We start from the raw sequence: 19,798 nt of genomic DNA, 5'->3' as shown, positions 1-19,798 counted from the left end.
GCGTAAGAGTGTTGTTAATTCGAGAGCGGGGCTCTGGCTTAACTGGTTTTTAGAAGGTGCTCCGGTTTTCGCTGTGCAATCCATAGCTTCAATTGCTCAGCGGAAATTGGCGGGGAAAATAAATAACCTTGACCAATATGGCAGCCGAGCCCCTGTAGGAGTTGAAGTTGCTCTTTTGTTTCAATTCCTTCGGCGACCAGTTGCACACCGATCGTATTGCTGAACTTGGTCATGGTGTCCACGGCCGCCACACTGCGATGGTTTGTCAGCAGTGCGTTGGTGAAGCTCATGTCCAATTTGATTTCCGTGCAAGGCAGCTCGCAAATACGCTGCAGCGAGGAAAAGCCGGTGCCAAAATCGTCAATAGAAATACCGCAGCCCAACATACGCAAATGAATCAGGTTTTCCAGGCAAACTGCTGGGGCTTCCAGCATGCCAGTTTCGGTGATTTCGACGATCAGATTGGCAGGGTTGAATTTTGCAGTGGCAGTTAGCTGCGCAATATGTTTATGCAGGCTCGGGTCTTTTAGCTGCGCCGCATCGATGTTTATCGAGAGTTTGAAATCTTCAGCGAATGATTGACTGCGAATAAAGTTCAGCGCTTGTTCAAGTATGCTGAGTGTCATCGTTGATAGTTGATCGAAATGTGTCGCTATTTCCAGAAAAGCTGCCGGGCCAATCAGGCCAAGTTCCGGGTGGTGCCAGCGCATCAATATCTCGGCACCAACAACTTTCATGGTTTTCAGGTTTAACTGTGGCTGATAGAACGGAACAAGTTCGCCGTTCTGTACGGCTTTTTCAATGCAGTTCGATGACGGCATTTCAATAAGTGGGATGTCCACCCTGAGCGGGTGTTTTGGGCTGTAATTGGCGAGAGCTGTTTGCAGATCGTTCTTGCTGAATTGTCTGCGCAGAATGCCGAGTAGTTGAAAGCCTGCATGGCGGGAAAGCTGAGCCAACGCCAGGCGAATGTCTAAGTTGGTATCGCTGATTAGAATGATTGCGTCGATGCGCCCGAAGTGATGGGCTTCATGTATGACGCTAAGTTCCTGCATGGTGGGGCTGGTGAGGGGGCAGATCAGAATGGATATTTCTTTTTCGCTCTTTACCAGTTCAATTGTTTCGTCATTGTTGGTGGCGATCAGGAGTTTTTGATAGCCCAGCGATTTCAGTGACGCCGCCAACATTTGTTGCGAAAGGAAGGGGCATTCAGCGATGAGGATATTCGGCTGGGACATGGTCGCACTCCTACACAAAGACAAGTGGAGGAAATATCCCAGTGGCCATATTGCTTTTATGTAGAACCCTTCTTCCTGTCTTGTAGGGAAAATCTTATGCGTGGATTTTTTCGCCGAATTGAGGTTTTGCGTGGGGGGTGGAGAGGGGATTTCACCAGTCCCGTGGCCTTCCGATCAGGATCAGGAGGGACCGGTGATAGTCCGGCCTGATGGTCCGCGCCCAAGGCTGCCAAAGAGTCATTTTTGCCCGGTTACTATGCTTCCGGTTCGTGGAACCTCGTCTACGCTACAAGCGTTATTGGCGAGAGGCTGCTGCGGGATTTTATTCGGTGTTTTTACGCTGGCTAAGTTGTTTTAAATGCATCAATTAAGAGTTTTTAAATGTGAAGAAAGTTGCCAGGTGGGTGGTGCTGAATCGTGTGCCAGTTCTGATAGGCGCTGTGTTGTTTTCTTGCGCCGCCGGTTTTGCCGCGAGTGAGTCCTATCGGTTGATGATCGAGGGGCACTTTCGTGATGCCGAGAAGGCCCTGGTTAAAGAAAGCGCATCCAGTCTGGAAGGCGTGACGCTTAACGGTAAAGGCATGGGGGCGTTGTTACTGGCGGGGTCGTTGAACGCTTCGGTAAGAACCGCTTCCCTGGAGGCTGATTTAGGTCATGCACAGCAATTCAATATTGCCCGACCAGCCCTGCGCATCATCGCCAAACGAGTAGGTGCGAATCTGGTGTTTGTGATGGACGAGAAGGGCATTATCCGCAGCGACTGGAACAACGAAAGCCTTTCACCCATTGGCGTGGATCTCAACTACAGCCCCTATTTCCAACAAGCGATGAAGCGTTTGCCGAGTGTTTATGGCGCGATAAGTGCCATTACCGGGCGCTTGGTGTATTTCGTCGCGGCACCGGTCTATCTGGACGCGGAGGGTGAGGAGGTCACAGGCGCGGTGGTCGGGCGGTTCGAGGCCAGTGAGCTGGGCGACTTCGTGGTCAATGACGGCAAACGCATCGGCCTTCTTGTTTCACCTCAGGGCGTGGTGTTTGCGTCGGGGCGGAGGGACTGGACCCTGCGTACTACCGAGAGCAAAACCACGCAGCAGATCGAAGCCATTGCCCAGAGCGGGCAATTCGGCCACTACTTCGATGATGCCCGAGCGGTGCAGACCTTGCCGTTCAACCTGGGCGACGAAGTCGTGCAAGTGGAAAACCAGCGCTATGCCGTTTCATCGGCAGAGGTCGCCTGGAATGATCCCAGCGGCAAATGGAAACTGGCCTATATCAGTGCCCTGGCACCGGTCTACAGCGCACAGGAAGGCTGGTGGATCGGCCTGATCACTGCCGTGCTCTGCGCCTTGCTGCTGTGGTTCATAGTCCGGCGGCTGAGTGATATGCGCTTGCGTGAGGAGGATGCGGATGAAGTCGTCCATCAACGGCAACGTCTGCAATTGGTGTTGGATAACGCGCCAGTGGCGGTATGCATTCTCTCGGATGATCTGCAGTCCGGTTCTCGACGGGTTGTGCGGTTTGCTAACCCGCTGTTCGCCACAACCTTTGATGTAAAGGTGGGCGACCTCTTGCCACGTATCTATGTGCATCAGGATGAGCGCGAAGCTATCCGCGATCGGCTCCGCGGGCAAGGCATGGTCGAACAGCATGAGGCGCAGGTGTATGACTGTAATCACCAGGTCCGCGACATGTTGGTCAACTTCCTGCGTATCGATTTCCTCGGTGAAACCGCCACCCTGGGCTGGTTGATCGATATCAGTGCGCGCAAGGTGGCCGAGCGCGAGGTGCTCAAGGCCATGACCTCTGCCGAGGCGGCTACGCGGATAAAGAGCGAGTTTCTCGCCAATATGAGCCATGAAATCCGCACGCCGATGAACGCCATCATGGGCATGTCGTCGCTGGCCTTGCAGGGCGAATTGCAGCCGGCGCAGCGCAATTACATCGTCAAGGTACATCAGGCCGCCAACTCCTTGCTGGATGTGATCAACGACATCCTCGACTTCAGCAAGCTCGAGTCGGCCAAGATGGATATCGAGCATGCGGAGTTCTATCTGGAGGATGTTTTCGAGGACCTCTCCAACGCCATCAGCCTGCGCGCCAGTCAGAAAAAACTGGAGCTGCTGTTCGACATTCATCCGGGCATCCCCAAGGGGCTGGTGGGCGACCGGTTGCGGCTGGCCCAGGTGCTGATCAACCTGGGCAACAACGCGGTGAAATTCACCGAGCATGGTGAAGTGGTGGTCGGCGTCGAGCCCATCAGCGTTGAAGATAGTCGCCTGACCCTGCATTTCTGGGTCAAGGACACTGGCATCGGTCTGACTGACGAGCACAAAGCCAAGCTGTTCAACAGTTTTACCCAGGCCGACTCCTCGACCACCCGGCGCTATGGCGGCAGTGGTCTGGGCCTGGTGATTTCCAAGCAATTGGTCGAGTTGATGGATGGTCAGGTGTGGGTGGAGTCGCAATACGGTGTGGGCTCGACCTTCCATTTCGATATCAAGGTCGACTGCCTGAGTGCGGCCGTGCAACTGCCTCCGGCAATCCCCGCCAGCGAGCTGCAGGGGGTGCGCATGCTGGTGGTGGATGACAATGCCAGCGCGCGGGAAATTCTCGTGGCCATGGCGCGTGCGGCGGGCTTGCAGGTAGACGAGGTGGGCAACGGCATTGAGGCGTTGATCGCCATTGATGACCTGGAGGAAGCCGGTAGTCACTACGAGCTGATTCTGATGGACTGGCAGATGCCGATAATGGACGGCGTCGATTGCGTCGAGCTGATCCGCCAGCGCGCGCACCACCGCAGTGCCAAAGTCATCATGGTGACCGCTGCCGGCGTTGAAGAAGCCCGGCGCTCGGCGCTGCAGCAATCGGTGGAGTTCGATGCGCTGATGTCCAAGCCGGTTACCGCAGCGACCCTGCTGGCTACCATCAGTCGGGTGTTGGGCGCGCAGCGCGTGTTGCCGGAGAAGTCCGCTGCCGGCTACCAGATGCCCGCCGAGCTGAAGGTGCGACTGGCCGGCAATCGCGTGCTGTTGGTGGAAGATAACGAGATGAACAAGGAGTTGGCCATTGCGTTGTTGGGGCAGGCCAATATCAGTGTGGTGGCGGTGGCCAACGGTCAGCTGGCTTTGGACATGCTGGCTCAGGATCGGGCGTTTGGCTGCATCCTGATGGATTGCCAGATGCCGGTTATGGATGGCTACACCGCGACCCAGCATATTCGCGCCGATGCGGCGACCCAGGCGATTCCGGTGATCGCCATGACCGCCAGTGCGATGAAAGGCGACAAAGAAAAAGCCCTGGCGGCAGGTATGGACGACTACATCACCAAGCCGCTGAACGTTTCCAGCATGTTCACCATTATCGGCAAGTGGATACAGCCGACTGCGCAACATTCCGTGCCGCCCGCCGCATCGACAGCCACGCTGGCGCAAGCCGGATTGCCGCCTTTGCCGGGGATCGATGTGGATGCGGGGATGGCGGTGTGCATGAGCAATCTGGAGCTCTATACCAAAATGCTGGGCATGTTCCGTGGTCAGGCCGAGTCCTTCGAAAGCGAATTTGCGGCACGGGTGGAAGAGGGCGATACGGTGGCGATGGTGCGCCTGGCCCATACCCTCAAAGGGACGGCAGCCAATATTGGTGCCAGCGCTGTGCAGGCCGCTGCGGAAGCCCTGCAGCTGGCTTGTCAGCAGGGCTTGGCGGCTGCTGTGATCAACGCGCAATTGAGCTCGCTGGTGGATGAGCTGGCGTTGGTCGTCAGCAGTTTGCGCAGCATTGAGGCGTAAGGTCTGACGAGGCGACCGGAAGCAGAGGGGTTATGCCGCGGGCAGTGCTTGATGAGACTGGCTCGACTGTTCTTCAGCGAGCCTGACCATGCCAGCCAAAGTCGTTTCTGCCAAGATAAGCTCCACCCAAACGACATCCGCGAAAACCATGCGGATCCTGATTGCCGACGCTGATCAATATCGACGTTTTACCGTGGAAAAACTCTTGAATCAGGCCGGATGCTTTGGCGTTGCCATAGCCGCCACAGTGGATGAACTGATGCTCTTGATCGGTTTCCCAGGCAAGTCCTTTGATCTGGTGTTGGTCAACTGCGAGCTGTTGGACCAGCACAGCCCTGCTGCCCTGGAGCAGTTGCAAGGCCTTGGCAATGTGGTGCTGTACCGCAAGGGCTTTATCTCCGGGCGCATGGCCGATCCGCTGGCCGAGGTCAGCGAAGGCCTGCGGGGATTGCCTAATGTGGCGGTCACCCTGCATTGATACTACGAGTAGATCGCCGAATGGTGCGGGTAGTCGGCGGTCCGCGCGCCAATGATCATCTCGCTGACCCAACTGGTCAGAATCGAGGTATAGGCCTTCTGGTCGCTGTCCTGGCTGAGGGCGTGGTCAGCGCCGTCCACCATGCGATGGGTCAGGGAGTGGGCCTTTTCGAAGGCGGCGCGGTAGCTCATCAGGGTGGTATGGGGCACGTAGTCATCGTGTTCGGACTCCACCAGCAGCACATCCCCGGTAAACCGCGAGCAGCAGGCCAGTGCCCGATTCTGTTCCGGTAGGCACAGTGTGCGGCGATAGCGTGCCAGGCGCTCGCGGTCGAGCAGCTGTTTAGGCAGCGTCCATTCCTCATCCCAGTACAGTGCCGGCACCCGTAGCGCCAGCCAGCGCACCGGGCGCAAATCGGTAAGAAATGCCGATAGATAGCCGCCGTAACTGCTGCCGATCACGGCGATTTTTTCCGGGTCGATGGCCGGATGCCGCGCCAGTTGGTCGTAGGCGGCGACTATGTCGGCCAGGTTTTGCTCGCGGGTCACAGTCTGTTTACTCGCCGAGGTGCGTTCATGGCCGCGCAGATCGAATGTCAGACACACGCAGCCAAACCCGGCGATGCCTTTGGCGCGCGCCAGATCGCGTTGCTGGCTGCCGCCCCAGCCGTGGACGAAGAGGATGCCGGGGACCTTTTGTTCAGGTGACATCAGGGTGCCGGCGAGCACTTCGTTATCGACGCGAATATCCACGGTTTGGCTATGGGCTGGCATAGGGTTCGACCTTGACGAATTTGCTGAGGGTGCCGTGGGGTGGTACGGCTCCGTGATAGAGCTGCTGCGCACCTGGTGGACGGTCGCTGCCGTAAGTTTCGTAGGTGCTGGCATGCAGATGCTGGAGCGTCGGATCACGCTGCAAGGCTTCCAGGGCGAAAATCTCCGCAGCGCTGGCACCACCGATACGCCAGGACTGTTCCAGCACCCCGGAGCGCTCATCGCCCAAGGCATCAATACCCTGGGCGACGTCGTAGTTGCGGCGTGAGGCAATCAGCCCCAGGCAATCGAACGCGGCCTGCTCATAGGTTGTGGCTTGGTCGATGGCCAGGCGCGCCTGGGGCGACAGGGGCAGGGTGCCCAGCGCGGCATAACCGCCGCGCACGATAATCAGGTCAGAACCGCCATAGACCTCTGCGCCACTGTCGTCCTGGGTAAGCCGCTGGCTGCCGTAATAGCTGGCAATCAGGTCGCCCACCACCACCTGACCGACGCTGAAGGTCACCACTTCTCTCAAGTGTTCTTCCAACACCAGGCCCCAGGTGGCTACTTCCTGTTCGTCTTGCTGTAACAGGCAGGCGGCCAGGTGGCTGGCGTCTTCAATCAGTTCCTGACCGCGCCCGGCTTTGCCTCGCACCGCTTTGATCCGCAGTGGGCCCTGAGCCAGCAAGGTTGTGCCGGCACGCTCGGCGTCGGCCAGATCGAATACGGTGTAGCCCCGCAGCACCGCTGCCGCCGCCTGTTGATGAAAGCGTGGGTTCCAGCCCGGCGGTACAACGCTCGGTTGCTCAATCAACGGGTGGCTGATGGCTTTGGTCGCCATAAAGGGAAACTGCACGGCACCGCCAAAGAAGTCGCTGGCGTTGGCAATATCCAGGGCTTGCAGTGCTTTGCTGCCAATCACGGTTTCATTGGCAATCCAGTAACAGGGGCTGGGCGGGGTGGCTTGCGTCTGGACCGGCAAGCCCAGCAGGGCGGCGATCTTTTCCGCCAACAAGGCCTGCACCACGCGTTCATGTTCCGCTGGCGGCGCGCCAAGGCTGAGAAGGGCTACAGCAGTTCGTGCGGTTCTGTCCATCGCCCCGTCCTCGTCGGTGCCAGAGGCTGATGCCTTCCGGTCTACTCAGGTTGAGAAGGGCGAGTGGTGCCATCAGTTCCGCTTTTTTGATCAGTGGCGGGCTGCCTGTTTAGGCCAACTGCCGTTACAAATGCCCATGAACCGATTCCCGGCGGGGTCAGTCAGCAGTTAGACACACTGACCAACAAGAAACCGGAGCACAGTCCCATGAGCCGTTGGGTAATCAGCTACAGCAAAGACCAGAACACCTCGACCCTGGACGTCGAACAGGCCGACAAACCCAGCATCGAACAGGCGGTGGATTACCTGCTGGCCTGGGCCGAGCAGAACGCGGAGAAGGGCGAGTTCGGTGACCCCGACGAGCCGGCCAACGAGCCGCCGCTGAAATTGCTCAAGGACTACGGCATTACCGTCACCGGCATTTTCGCCAAGTAGCCAGCCTCAAGGTTTTTCGTAAGGCGGGTACTGGTCGCTGGGTGCCCGTCGTTGTCCCCGCGGGTCCGGTGCATCGTCGGGAATGCGCGGCGGATGGGGTGGGTCGATCTGTGGGTCGGCCAGGTCGGGGGAGTCCGGATCAAAGCCTGGACCGGCATCGATAGGCTTGCTGTCGGGCTTGTCGGGCTGCGCTTTCATACTCACCTCCAGGGTTGCGGAGAACAGCGTAAGAATGGCGCTGGGCCTGTTCCCAGGCCCAGCGCTTGGTCGCTTGGCGCGTGATCACGCGGCTTTACGTTTCTGCAACAGGGCTTGCTTGCGCACTTCCATCGCCGCTCCCAGCTCATTGAGCTGGGAGCTGCTCAGAAGTTTTTTCGCCTGTTTGAACAGGGTTTCTTCCTCTTCCTCGATATGGTGCTCAAGCAACTCCTTGAGCACTTTGGCGCGTCCGGAGAACTCCACGCTGCCCGGCGCTGTGCGCGTCAGGTGCGGTAGCACCAGGGCATCGACGGCGCGGTGTTCCTCGATGGCTTCGAAGTACAGTTTCGCCTCTTCCTTGCTCCCGGCTTGCTTGTAGGCCGGATAGAAAATCTCTTCTTCTATATGGGTGTGGGCGAACAGCTCGAGTTCGAGTTTGTTGAGTAGCTCCACGCGTTTTTTCAAGGCGCGCTCGGTGGTCGAACTCAGTTGCTCGAGAAGATCCAGAACCACTTTGTGGTCCGCTTTCAGCAGATCGATGGCGTTCATGTTGTGTGCCTCATCAGGTGGGAATCTCAGGTCATGAGGCGCGATCTTCGCCGCGCCCTAGTAGGTGGACTGGGGCGGGTTGGCAGAGGTTCGAGCTGTTTTGGCCGCCGTCAGTCGGCTGTGCTGTCAGCGGCCACCAGCGATTTCTGTGCGCAGGGCCAACGCTCCGGCGATCCTGCGCTAGGCTTGCAGGGCGGCGCAGCGTATGATGCGCGCCCGCTGGCGAGTCCTCGCAGGCGGCGAATGAGTTATTACACCGGGAGGTGCCCAGATGAGTGAGTCGGAAGAATACAGCCCAGCAGGGGAGAAACTGCAGAAAGTCCTGGCCCGTATTGGCATGGGTTCGCGTCGTGACGTTGAAGCCTGGATTGCCGAAGGTCGGGTCAAGGTCAATGGCAATGTTGCCACCTTGGGTCAGCGCGTAGACCTGCATGACGCCATCGCCGTCGATGGGCGTTTGCTCAAACGCGAAGAAGCCAGCGAAGAAACCCGCCGCGTGCTGATCTACAACAAGCCGGACGGCGAGATCTGCACCCGCGACGACCCGGAAGGGCGTCCCACCGTTTTCGACCGTTTGCCGCGGCCCAAAGATGGCCGCTGGATCAATATCGGTCGCCTCGACATCAATACCACTGGCCTGCTGATGTTCACCACCGACGGTGAGCTGGCCAACCGTTTGATGCACCCCTCGTATCAGATGGACCGTGAATACGCTGTGCGCGTACGCGGTGAAGTCGATGACGAAATGATCGAACGTCTGAAGGCCGGCGTGATGCTCGAAGACGGCCCGGCGAAGTTTACCGACGTGCAGGTTGCCCCGGGGGGTGAAGGCTTCAACCATTGGTACCACTGCGTGGTGATGGAAGGCCGTAACCGCGAAGTGCGTCGCCTGTGGGAATCCCAGGGCCTGGTGGTCAGCCGTCTGAAGCGTGTGCGTTTCGGCCCGGTGTTCCTGACGTCCGACCTGACCATGGGCCGCTGGCGTGAAATGAGCCAGCGCGAAGTGGACATCCTTGCCGCCGAAGTCGGCCTGGCGTCGGTGCAGCAAGAGGGCATGAAGCAAAAGACCAAGGAAAAGCTCGACCGCTTGCAACGCAAGTCGGCCAAGCCGGTTGGCCGTGGCACACGCCCGGAGCGTACGTTGCGTCCAGCGCTGGACGGCGGCCCGGAGCGTCCGGCCCGTGCGCCACGTGGTGAGGGTGCTGAGCGTCCGGTACGTACGCCACGTGGTGAGGGGACCGACCGTCCGGTGCGTACTCCGCGTGGTGAAGGTGCCGACCGTCCTGCGCGTACGCCGCGTCCGGAAAACGGTGAGCGTCCGCAGCGTAGCGGTCCGCGTCCGGATTCCGCGCCGCGTGGTCGTGGCACGCCGGTGGCCGAGCGTCCGAGCGATACCAACAAGAAGCGCCCTGCCGGCAAGCCGGTGCGTGTGGGTATCGAGTTGGCTGATCGCCCGGCGCGCAAACCAGCGCCCAAGCGCGGTGGCCCAGCGGGTGGTGCCGGTCAGCGTCCGGGATTCGGTCGCAAGCCGAAGTAATCCAATCGCGGCTGAAGCCGCTCCTACGGATAGTGCATTCCTGTAGGAGCGGCTTTAGTCGCGATGCTTGTTGCGATTCAGGCATAAAAAAACGGGGCTCAATGAGCCCCGTTTTTTTATGTCGCCAATCAGATCATTTGCCAGCCCAACGCTTCAGAACCAAGGTGGCATTGGTGCCGCCGAAGCCGAAGCTGTTGCTCATCACATGATTGAGGGTGACGTTTTCCTGGGTTTTGGTGGCGATCGGCAGATCGGCCACTTCCGGGTCCAGTTCGTCGATATTCGCCGAGCCAGCGATGAAGTTGCCTTCCATCATCAGCATGCAGTAGATCGCTTCGTGTACGCCGGCGGCGCCCAGGGAGTGACCGGACAGGCTTTTGGTCGAGCTGATGGGAGGTGCCTTGTCGCCAAACACCGCACGCACACCCGTGATCTCCGCGACGTCGCCAACCGGAGTCGAGGTGCCGTGGGTGTTCAGGTAGTCAATTGGGCCGTCGACGGTGGACAGCGCCAGCTGCATGCAGCGGATAGCGCCTTCGCCGCTTGGCGCGACCATGTCGTAGCCGTCGGAAGTTGCGCCGTAGCCGACGATTTCCGCGTAGATCTTCGCGCCACGGGCCAGAGCGTGTTCCAGCTCCTCGACCACCACCATGCCACCACCGCCAGCGATCACGAAACCATCACGCTTGGCGTCATAGGCACGGGAGGCTTTTTCCGGGGTGTCGTTGTACTGGGTGGAGAGGGCACCCATGGCGTCGAACAGGCAGCTTTGGCTCCAGTGTTCTTCTTCACCGCCGCCAGCGAATACCACGTCCTGCTTGCCCAGCTGGATCTGCTCCATGGCCTGACCGATGCAGTGAGCGCTGGTGGCGCAAGCGGAGGAGATCGAGAAGTTCACGCCCTTGATTTCGAATGGCGTGGCCAGGCAGGCGGAAACGGTGCTGCCCATGGTGCGGGTGACGCGGTATGGGCCGATACGCTTGACGCCTTTTTCGCGCAGCGTGTCGATGGCTTCCATCTGGTTGATGGTAGAGGCACCACCGGAACCGGCGATCAGGCCGGTACGCGGGTTGGAGATCTGCTCGGGAGTCAGGCCGGAATCGGCGATTGCCTGCTGCATGGACAGATAGGCATAGGCTGCCGCATCGCCCATGAAGCGGAACACCTTGCGGTCGATCAGCTCTTCGAGATTGAGGTCGACGGAGCCGGAAACGTGGCTGCGAAGGCCCATTTCAGCGTAGGACGGGTTGTGGCGGATACCGGCACGGCCAGCACGCAGGTTGGCGGAGACGGTGTCTTTATCATTGCCCAGGCAGGAGACGATACCCAGACCGGTGATCACGACGCGACGCATGCGGATAACCCTTAGAAATTGTCAGTGGAAGTGAACAGGCCGACACGCAAACCTTCGGCGCTGTAGATCTCGCGGCCATCGACACTCACGGTGCCGTCGGCGATGGCCAACACCAGGGAGCGGTTGATGGTGCGTTTGATTTGAATGTTGTAGGTGATTTTCTTGGCGGTCGGCAGTACCTGACCGAAGAATTTCACTTCGCCCGAACCCAGGGCGCGGCCGCGGCCGGGGTTGCCTTGCCAGCCGAGGTAGAAACCTACCAGCTGCCACATGGCATCCAGGCCCAGACAGCCTGGCATCACCGGGTCGCCTTCGAAGTGGCAGGCGAAGAACCACAGATCGGGGTTGATATCGAGTTCGGCGACCAACTCGCCCTTGCCGTATTTCCCGCCGATGTCGCTGATATGCGTGATGCGATCAACCATCAGCATGTTGGGGGCGGGCAGTTGCGCATTACCTGGGCCGAATAGCTCGCCACGACTGCAGCGCAGCAAGTCTTCCCGAGTGTAAGCGTTCTGTTTGGACATGCGAGCTCCTCAATAATCCCCGTGCGGCAGGGCTAAGCGAATCATCTAGGCTGGTGCGATATTGGAACGGCACCCAGTTAATATAGGGCCTCGTAGCTACCAGCGTAGTCATAGACTGTTGCGTTGAAATGAAAGTCACAGACTCTGAGCACAGTTGTACACCCAACGTTCCTTTGGCCCCAACGGGACCATGCGCCGAGCGACTCCTGACGCACTCTACCACTGTCCACGCCTGGCGGGTTTCGCCCAGGCCGCTTTCATGTTGTAACGCTATTACGACTTTATGACAGCTTGGCATGTTCCCCGTCAGCCGTTGCTTTGGCTACTCGCCAAAGGTCGGGGGACAACCCAGGCCTGCAGGATGCGTTGCAGGTCGGCGCGTTTGAATGGCTTGGCCAGGTAATCATTCATGCCGGCCTGCAGGCACGCCTCGCGATCACCCTGCAGGGCGTTGGCGGTCAGGGCAATGATCGGCAGGTCGAGACGCCCTGGCAGGCCGCGAATCTGCCGGGTGGCCTCGTAGCCATCCATCACCGGCAGACGACAGTCCATCAGGACCGCGGCGAATTCGTGGCGCTCCACGGTGCTCAAGGCCTGGGCACCATCGCCCACCAGGCTGACCTGATAACCGAGGCTGCGCAGCATCGCTTCGATCACCGTCTGGTTGACCGGATTGTCTTCCACCAACAACACCTTGTGGCCTTTACCGGAACTGGCGTCATCGACGCTGTGCTCGGCCGGCCTTTCACTCTGGCGGGCAAAGGGCAGCGGAATTTCCAGGGTGAAGACCGAGCCGCGTCCTTCCTGACTTTCGGCATTCAGTGTGCCGCCCATGCGCTCGGCCAGGGTGCGGGCAATGGGCAGGCCCAGGCCGGTGCCGCCATAGCGTCGGGAAATCGAATTGTCGGCCTGCTGGAAGGCATCGAACATATGCTCCAGGCGCTCCGGGGAAATGCCGATGCCGCTGTCGTGCACCGCGCAACTGAACCACAGCACCTCGTTGTCCAGCGCCTGCCAGCGGGTGGCAATGCGGATATTGCCTTCCTCGGTGAACTTCAGCGCGTTACCCAGCAGGTTCACCAGAATCTGCCGGATACGCGTGGGGTCGCCCTTGACCACCAGGTGTTCCAGCCCCGCCTGGGTATCCAGTTGCAGCGCCAGGCCGCGCTGGTGGGCGCTGTGCTGGAAGACCTGGGCCGAGCTCTGGATCAGCTCCAGCAGGTTGAAGGTGATGCGCTCCAGCTCCAGCGCTCCGCGCTCGATGCGGGAGAAGTCGAGGATGTCATTGATCACCTTGAGCAGGTGTTCGGTGGACTCGGTGGCCAGTGCCGAATACTCGGCCTGCTCATCGGTCATCTCGGTGGTTTCCAGCAACTGCAGCATGCCCAGCACGCCGTTCATGGGGGTGCGCAGTTCGTGGCTCATCATCGCCAGGAAGTCGGACTTGGCGCGGTTGGCCTGCTCCGATTCCTCCCGCGCCTTGACCAGTTGGGCGATGCTTTGTTGCTGCTCGAGGCTGGCCTGTTCCAGACCGCTGGCGAGGTTATTGATATGCCGGGCCAGGCCGCCGAGTTCGTTGTCATCCACCTCGGGCAGGGCGGTGCGGTAGTTGCCGGCCTGGATCGCCTTGACCGCCTCGGCCATGGTGCTGATCGGTTGCGACAGGCGCCGGGCCAGACGGCGAGCGACGAAGAAGGTCAGCAGCAGGGCGAACAAGGCCAGCACCGTGGCTTTGAGCAGAATCGCCTGCTGCTGGCTGTTGAAGGCGTCGTTGGACATGCCTACCACCACGCGGCCGAGGTAGTCGTTATCGAGGTGACTGCCGCTATTGCCGGCCGAGTAGGGCAAGTCTTTGCTCAGGGCCAGGCGTTGCAGATGGATGGGGGCGTGGAAAATTTCCACCTGGGTGGCGCTCTTGTCCTGCGCCGAGGCCTGTTCCTCGTAGGCGAGGATATTGTCCTGGCGGTCGCGCACCTCGATAAACCGCACATGGGGCGTGCTGAGGGTGGCTTTGAGCAGGGTGTTGAGCACCTGATTATTGCCGGCGATCACCCCGTATTCAGTGGCCGGTGCCAGTTGGTTGGCGATCAGCTGGCCGGTGTGGTTCAGCTCTTGCCGCAGATCCTGCAGGCGCACGAAGGTAAAAAAACCGGTCAGCAACAGTGTCAGCAGCAGGGCAGGGCCTACGCTGATCAACTGTGTACGGGTGTGGATGTCCCATCCTCGGCGCAGGTTCATGGGATCTGTGCTCTCCTTCGCCCCCATCGCATGAAACAACCTTGTCCATGCCTGGCGCAGCTGGATTGTTCAAAGCGGGCAAGTCTACCTGTTCGCGCAGCGCTCGGCGCAGTGGCTTTTGTCCAGCCGTCGTGGTTTTTGCTTGCGGCCGTGCAAAGGGTAGCGCGCAACACTGGTCGCAGCGCGGTTGCTCCGTAATAATGCGGCGGCCCGCCATGCACGATGGCTTACTACGGATTGGTTATGACAGTTCAGCAACCTATTGCAGTTCTTGGTGGCGGCAGCTTCGGCACCGCGATTGCCAACCTTCTGGCCGAGAACGGCAACCCGGTGCGGCAATGGATGCGCGACGCCGAACAGGCCGAAGCGATTCGCAGCAACCGGGAAAATCCGCGTTACCTGAAAGGGGTGAAAATTCACCCCAACGTCGAGCCGGTCACCGACCTGGCCAGCACCCTCGACAGCTGCGAACTGATTTTCGTCGCCTTGCCCTCCAGTGCCCTGCGTAGCGTGTTGCAGCCGTTCGCCGAGGTACTGGCGGGGAAAATGCTGGTCAGCCTGACCAAAGGCATCGAAGCGCAGACCTTCAAGCTGATGAGCCAGATCATCGAAGAAATTGCCCCGCAGGCACGTATTGGTGTGTTGTCCGGGCCGAACCTGGCCAAAGAAATCGCCGCCCATGAGTTGACCGCCACCGTGGTCGCCAGCGAAGACGACGAGCTCTGCCAGCGTGTGCAGGCTGCCCTGCATGGCCGTACCTTTCGCGTGTATGCCAGCGGCGACCGCTTTGGCGTGGAGCTGGGCGGGGCGTTGAAAAACGTCTACGCCATCATCGCCGGCATGGCCGCCGCGCTGGAAATGGGCGAAAACACCAAGAGCATGCTGATCACCCGCGCCCTGGCCGAGATGACCCGCTTTGCCGTCAAGCTGGGTGCCAATCCCATGACCTTCCTCGGCCTGGCCGGGGTCGGTGACCTGATCGTCACCTGTTCCTCGCCCAAGAGCCGCAACTTTCAGGTTGGCTATGCCCTGGGTGAAGGCCTGAGTCTGGAAGAGGCGGTCACCCGTCTGGGCGAGGTGGCCGAGGGGGTCAACACCCTCAAGGTGCTCAAGGTGAAATCCGAGCAACTGCAGACCTATATGCCGCTGGTAACCGGTTTGCACGCCATCCTGTTTGAAGGGCGTACTCTGGCCCAAGTGATCGAGCGCCTGATGCTGGCTGAGCCGAAAACCGACGTCGACTTTATTTCCACCACCGGCTTTTGATCGTTTGCTGCGGTTCTACGTGATAGGGAGAGTGCCATGAGCGATAACCTCGACAAGAGCCTGGAGCGCGAGTCCATTGGCCTGCGCATCATCTGGATGCTGGTGTTCACCCTGTGCTGGCAGGTGGCGGCAACCCTGCTGGGCTTCGTCGTGCTGGTGCAACTGGGCTACCGCCTGTTCTACGGCGCGCCGAATGCAGGTCTGCTGGCCTTTGGCGACAGCCTGAGCCAGTACCTGGCGCAGATTGGCCGGTTCGGCACCTTCAATACCGAAGACAAGCCCTGGCCCTTCGCCGATTGGCCGACACCGCGCGTACCCGATGGTGAGGTCGCCCACAGCATTCCTCCGGCGCCGCACCCGGTGCGTGACGAAGAGCCCAAGCTCTGATGCGTCTGTGGTTATTGCGTCACGGTGAAGCTTTTCCCCAGGCGGCAAACGATGCCCAGCGGCCGCTGACGCCCCATGGTCGGCAAGAGGTGCTGCACAGCGCCGTGCAGCTGGAAGGGCGGCCGCTCGCGGCGATTCTCGCCAGCCCTTACCTGCGCGCCCAGCAGACGGCCGAGCTGGTACGCCAGGCCATCGGCTTTCGCGGTGCCGTCGGTACGGCACCCTGGGCGACGCCGGACAGTGATGTGCGTGAAGCCTTGGCGTATCTGGATGAGCGCGAAGAGGCGGAGATTCTGCTGGTCAGCCACAACCCGTTTCTGGGCGAGCTGGGTGGCCTGCTGATTCATGGTCATCGCCAGCAGCCGCTGGCCATGCGCACCGCCAGCCTGGCTGAGTTGGAAGGGGATTTTGCCGCAGCGGGATTGATGAACCTGTTGGCGTTGGTGCATCCCCAATAGCAGCGCCAATCGCGGCTGAAGCCGCTTCTGCAATAGCCTGGGTGTTTACTGATTAGTCGGCTGTTCGCCGCCTTCAACCACAGCAGCTGCCTCACTGGTATCCGCTGGCGCAACGTCTGCCGGCGTTTCCGTCAGTGGCTGTTCCACCAGCGGATGCGCGTTCTGCAGGCTGTTGGCATCCGGCGTGGCGGTGGGTTGCTCTGCCACTGGCGCATCGCTGATCGGGCGCATGATCACCATGGGCTGCAGCGGCGGTTCTTCCAACGGTTTCACGGCCGACGCCGCGGCCGGTTCAATCGCCGGCGTCAGCACTTCCTGTATCACCGGCTCGGTCGCCGGGGCCAAGGCCTGCGGCTCTGGAATGCCCAAATCCTGTTGCGGCGCGGGCACTGGAGTGGGTGCGGGCTCGGCCGGTTTCACCGGCGGTGGCAGGAACAGCTCCACCAGGGCAAAGAAGCGCTCATAGAACTTGGCCGAGGACACGGTTTCACTGGCCACTTTCACCAGCGAGTCGTCGGTGGAGCCAATCGGCATCGACACTGAACCCAGCACGCCCACCCCCAGGCTCGCCGAGTTGTTCAACTTCTTCAGGGCGTAGCGATCCTGCAGGGCGTTGGCGAACATGGTCGAGTGGTGGTCGCTGGCACCACCGTCGGTGCACACCACGTTGAAGGTGATTTCCAGGTGGTTGTCGCCGCTTTGCTGGAAACTTTTATGGCCGCTGACCTGCTTGGGGTCGGCGCTGGTAATGATATAGCCCTGGCTCAGCAGGGCACGGCGCGCCGCCTCGCAGGACGTTGCATCGGTGCTGGCGTAGTTGCGCGAGAAGGTCCCCGAGTCGGCGAAATCTTCATGCTCATAGACGGCGGTATTGTTCGATGAACAGCCGGCAGCGCCTGCCAGCACAAGCGCCAGGGCGGCGCACTGCAGCGAAAGTGGTTTGAACATTGGGGGTCCGGGCCAAAAATAATGCGTTGCCTATTGTGCCTCAGAATCATCGGGCAGGGTGTGCGCTTTACCGCGTGCCGCGATACCCAGCGCCCGGCTCTAAACCCTGCGCGGGCCCGTGACTACAGTTCTAAACATTTCTCCCCTTGCGCGTGGCCGGTTGTGCGTGGAATAGTCCAACCAAGCAAGTGCTTGGTTTTGGTTTTAAACGTTGTGCTCCGCATGTTGTTTCCCCACAAAAATAATTAGGAGGAGGCCCTGTGACGAATGCTGCCGTTTTGCCGCTTGAAGTGTTTTTCCAACGGGAAGCGCGCCACCCCGACAAACGCTATATGGTCCAGCCCCTGCCCGGTGGCCAGATTCTGGAACTGAGTTGGTCGGATGTCGCTGACCAGGCCCGGCGTGCCGCCAATTGGCTGCGTGCCCAGGAACTGCCGCAGGGCAGCCGCATTGCCCTGGTTTCCAAGAATTGCGCGCACTGGATCATCACCGACCTGGCGATCTGGATGGCCGGCCATGTGTCGGTGCCGCTGTATCCCAACCTTACTGCCGATTCCGTGCGCCAGGTGCTGACCCACTCCGAAGCGGCGCTGGTGTTCGTCGGCAAGCTCGATGACTGGTCAACCATGGCCCCGGGGATTCCCCAGGGCATTCGCACCATCGCCATGCCGCTGCACCCGCCGGGCAGTTTCGATGTCGACTGGAGCGACCTGCAGGCCTGCACGCCGATCCGCGACAACCCCAGCGGTGGCCACGATCAGCTCGCCACCATCGTTTACACCTCCGGTACCACCGGCACGCCCAAAGGCGTGATGCATAACTTCGGCAACTTCGCTTTCGCTGCCGGGCATGGCACCGAGCTGTTCAAGGCCGGCGAAGACGACCGCCTGCTTTCCTACCTGCCGCTGTGCCATGTGGCCGAGCGTATGTTCGTCGAGCTGAATTCGCTGTATGCCGGCGAAACGGTTTTTTTTGCCGAAAGCCTCGACACCTTTCTCGCTGACCTGCGCCGCGCGCGGCCAACCTTGATGTTCGGTGTGCCGCGGATCTGGACCAAATTCCAGATGGGCGTGTTCAGCAAGATGCCCGCCGAGCGTTTGGACTTCCTGCTGAAAATCCCCTTTATCGGCAAGCGCGTGGGTCACAAGGTATTGGCCGGTTTGGGTCTGGATGCCGTGCGTTACGCACTGTCTGGTGCCGCGCCGGTGCCGGAAACCCTGCTGCGCTGGTACCAGCGTCTGGGCCTGGATGTGCTCGAGGTTTATGGCATGACCGAGAACTGCGGCTATTCGCATATCTGCCGCAAGGGCAAGAATCGCCCCGGCTGGATCGGCCAGGCCAGCCCGGGTGTCGAGGTACGTATCAGCGAGCTGGGCGAAGTGCAGGTACGCAGCCCGGCGACCATGCAGGGTTATTTCAAAGACCCTGAACGTACCGCTGAAACCATCACCGAGGACGGCTTTCTACGCACCGGCGACAAGGGCGAGCAGGACAGCGAGCACTACCTGCGCCTGACCGGGCGGATCAAGGAAATCTTCAAAACCAGCAAGGGCAAATACGTTGCCCCGGCACCCATCGAAAACCTCCTGGCGGTGCATCCGCGCATCGAACAGGTGTGTGTGGTCGGCGATGGCATGCCGCAGCCGATGGCGCTGTGTGTGCTCTCCGATGTCGGTCGTGAGGAAGCTTTGAATGGCTCGCGCTCGGCCCTGGAAGGCAGCTTCAAAACCCTGCTGGCAGAGGTCAACGCGGCGCTGGATAAACACGAGCAACTCAGCGGCCTGATTCTGCTCAAGGAAGTCTGGGCGGTGGACAACGGCTTTCTCACGCCTACCTTGAAGATCAAGCGCAGCGTGGTCGAAGACGCCTATGCCGGGCGCTTTAACGAATGGTCGGAGCGGCGCGAAGCGCTGGTCTGGCATGACTGATTCAAGCAAGGAGTTGGCATGAGTTTGTGGCGCACCACCCCGGATCTGCAGGCGCTCAACAGCCTGCGCAAAAACACCATCAACGAGGCGCTGGATGTGCGCTTCGATGCCTTTGACGATGAGTCGATCACCGCCAGCATCGTGGTCGATTCACGCACCCATCAACCCTATGGCCTGCTGCATGGTGGTGCCTCGGTGGTGCTGGCCGAAACCCTGGGCAGCACCGCCAGTTACCTGTGCATCGACAGCAGCAAGTTCTACTGCGTGGGCCTGGAAGTGAACGCCAACCACCTGCGCGGTGTGCGCAGCGGTCGGGTCACCGCCGTGGCGCGGCCGGTGCATCTGGGGCGCACTACCCATGTCTGGGATATTCGCCTGAGTGGCGATGACGGCAAGCCCAGCTGCATTTCGCGGCTGACCATGGCCATCGTGCCGCTGGGGAATATGCCGCCGCCGGTCTAACCCCAACCCCTCACCGTAGGAGCGGCGTCAGCCGCGATGCTTTTCGTGTTAAAAGGGCTCGCGGGGGGAGCCCCGCCGACGGGGGTGTGGGACAAAATCAACAGCGCGCGGGGCCGGCGCAACCCCGCCGGCCCCAGCGCGGCCACCCGCCCCCGGCCC

At 60.3% G+C, this 19,798-nt stretch carries 18 protein-coding genes; 9 read left to right on the top strand and 9 right to left on the bottom strand.

The window, feature by feature from the left end:
- Nucleotides 1–38: 38 nt before the first annotated feature.
- Nucleotides 39–1,238, bottom strand: a complete 1,200-nt coding sequence (locus ACVW0Y_RS08860) for an EAL domain-containing response regulator (RefSeq protein ID WP_457437620.1) — start codon at nt 1,236–1,238, stop codon at nt 39–41.
- 419 nt (nt 1,239–1,657) lie between these two features.
- Between ACVW0Y_RS08860 and ACVW0Y_RS08855 the strand changes: the two genes are divergently transcribed.
- Together ACVW0Y_RS08855 and ACVW0Y_RS08850 are read left to right on the top strand one after the other, a co-directional pair.
- Entirely contained in the window at nt 1,658–5,023 is a 3,366-nt protein-coding gene (locus ACVW0Y_RS08855; RefSeq protein ID WP_457437619.1) for a response regulator, read from the top strand.
- Nucleotides 5,024–5,171: 148 nt separating this feature from the next.
- On the top strand, nt 5,172–5,501 hold the full coding sequence (locus tag ACVW0Y_RS08850; RefSeq protein WP_457437618.1) for a hypothetical protein: 330 nt from the start codon (nt 5,172–5,174) through the stop codon (nt 5,499–5,501).
- Nucleotides 5,502–5,503: 2 nt separating this feature from the next.
- Here the strand turns inward: ACVW0Y_RS08850 and ACVW0Y_RS08845 are convergent, their stop codons facing one another.
- Nucleotides 5,504–6,274 (bottom strand): alpha/beta hydrolase family protein, encoded by a 771-nt coding sequence (locus ACVW0Y_RS08845; protein ID WP_457437616.1) that lies wholly within the window; start codon nt 6,272–6,274, stop codon nt 5,504–5,506.
- Nucleotides 6,261–7,352: a DUF3182 family protein gene (locus ACVW0Y_RS08840; RefSeq protein ID WP_457437614.1), complete on the bottom strand. Its 1,092-nt coding sequence runs from the start codon at nt 7,350–7,352 to the stop codon at nt 6,261–6,263. Before ACVW0Y_RS08840 ends, ACVW0Y_RS08845 begins: the two co-directional genes overlap by 14 nt.
- 207 nt (nt 7,353–7,559) lie before the next feature.
- On the opposite strand from ACVW0Y_RS08840, the gene ACVW0Y_RS08835 reads away from it, so the two are divergent.
- A complete protein-coding gene (locus ACVW0Y_RS08835; RefSeq protein ID WP_457437613.1) occupies nt 7,560–7,787 on the top strand; it encodes a hypothetical protein in 228 nt (75 codons plus the stop codon).
- A gap of 6 nt (nt 7,788–7,793) precedes the next feature.
- Here ACVW0Y_RS08835 and ACVW0Y_RS08830 read toward each other — a convergent pair whose 3' ends face one another.
- Together ACVW0Y_RS08830 and ACVW0Y_RS08825 are read right to left on the bottom strand one after the other, a co-directional pair.
- On the bottom strand, nt 7,794–7,985 hold the full coding sequence (locus ACVW0Y_RS08830) for a DUF6021 family protein (RefSeq protein WP_457437612.1): 192 nt from the start codon (nt 7,983–7,985) through the stop codon (nt 7,794–7,796).
- 84 nt (nt 7,986–8,069) lie between these two features.
- Nucleotides 8,070–8,534: a hemerythrin domain-containing protein gene (locus ACVW0Y_RS08825; protein WP_457437610.1), complete on the bottom strand. Its 465-nt coding sequence runs from the start codon at nt 8,532–8,534 to the stop codon at nt 8,070–8,072.
- 271 nt (nt 8,535–8,805) lie between these two features.
- On the opposite strand from ACVW0Y_RS08825, the gene rluB reads away from it, so the two are divergent.
- Nucleotides 8,806–10,071, top strand: coding sequence for a 23S rRNA pseudouridine(2605) synthase RluB (rluB, locus tag ACVW0Y_RS08820; RefSeq protein WP_457437608.1), 1,266 nt, complete (start codon nt 8,806–8,808; stop codon nt 10,069–10,071).
- A gap of 133 nt (nt 10,072–10,204) precedes the next feature.
- Here rluB and fabB read toward each other — a convergent pair whose 3' ends face one another.
- From fabB to ACVW0Y_RS08805, 3 genes are all read right to left on the bottom strand, one after another.
- Complete coding sequence (gene fabB, locus ACVW0Y_RS08815; protein ID WP_457437606.1) at nt 10,205–11,425, bottom strand: beta-ketoacyl-ACP synthase I; 1,221 nt, start codon at nt 11,423–11,425, stop codon at nt 10,205–10,207.
- Between the two features lie 11 nt (nt 11,426–11,436).
- Complete coding sequence (gene fabA / locus ACVW0Y_RS08810) at nt 11,437–11,952, bottom strand: 3-hydroxyacyl-[acyl-carrier-protein] dehydratase FabA (RefSeq protein ID WP_457437605.1); 516 nt, start codon at nt 11,950–11,952, stop codon at nt 11,437–11,439.
- Nucleotides 11,953–12,258: 306 nt separating this feature from the next.
- Nucleotides 12,259–14,190, bottom strand: a complete 1,932-nt coding sequence (locus ACVW0Y_RS08805; RefSeq protein ID WP_457437603.1) for an ATP-binding protein — start codon at nt 14,188–14,190, stop codon at nt 12,259–12,261.
- Nucleotides 14,191–14,433: 243 nt separating this feature from the next.
- Between ACVW0Y_RS08805 and ACVW0Y_RS08800 the strand changes: the two genes are divergently transcribed.
- The 3 genes from ACVW0Y_RS08800 to sixA are packed head-to-tail and all read left to right on the top strand — an operon-like array spanning nt 14,434 to nt 16,301.
- Nucleotides 14,434–15,456: an NAD(P)H-dependent glycerol-3-phosphate dehydrogenase gene (locus tag ACVW0Y_RS08800; protein ID WP_457437602.1), complete on the top strand. Its 1,023-nt coding sequence runs from the start codon at nt 14,434–14,436 to the stop codon at nt 15,454–15,456.
- A 36-nt stretch (nt 15,457–15,492) separates the two neighbouring features.
- Nucleotides 15,493–15,843, top strand: coding sequence for a DUF4389 domain-containing protein (locus ACVW0Y_RS08795; RefSeq protein ID WP_457437600.1), 351 nt, complete (start codon nt 15,493–15,495; stop codon nt 15,841–15,843).
- Entirely contained in the window at nt 15,843–16,301 is a 459-nt protein-coding gene (gene sixA, locus ACVW0Y_RS08790) for a phosphohistidine phosphatase SixA (protein WP_457437598.1), read from the top strand. Before ACVW0Y_RS08795 ends, sixA begins: the two co-directional genes overlap by 1 nt.
- A gap of 45 nt (nt 16,302–16,346) precedes the next feature.
- On the opposite strand, the gene ACVW0Y_RS08785 is transcribed toward sixA, so the two are convergent.
- Nucleotides 16,347–17,249, bottom strand: coding sequence for a DUF2242 domain-containing protein (locus tag ACVW0Y_RS08785; RefSeq protein WP_457437596.1), 903 nt, complete (start codon nt 17,247–17,249; stop codon nt 16,347–16,349).
- Between the two features lie 260 nt (nt 17,250–17,509).
- On the opposite strand from ACVW0Y_RS08785, the gene ACVW0Y_RS08780 reads away from it, so the two are divergent.
- On the top strand, nt 17,510–19,177 hold the full coding sequence (locus ACVW0Y_RS08780; protein ID WP_457437594.1) for an AMP-binding protein: 1,668 nt from the start codon (nt 17,510–17,512) through the stop codon (nt 19,175–19,177).
- Nucleotides 19,178–19,195: 18 nt separating this feature from the next.
- The gene (locus ACVW0Y_RS08775) at nt 19,196–19,639 is read left to right on the top strand and encodes a hotdog fold thioesterase (protein ID WP_457437593.1); all 444 of its coding nucleotides are present in this window, start codon (nt 19,196–19,198) and stop codon (nt 19,637–19,639) included.
- Nucleotides 19,640–19,798: the final 159 nt, after the last annotated feature.

This window comes from Pseudomonas sp. TE3786, assembly GCF_054057335.1.
The sequence above is the reverse complement of the archived record's forward strand: the minus strand, read 5'-3'. Positions and strand labels throughout refer to the sequence as shown.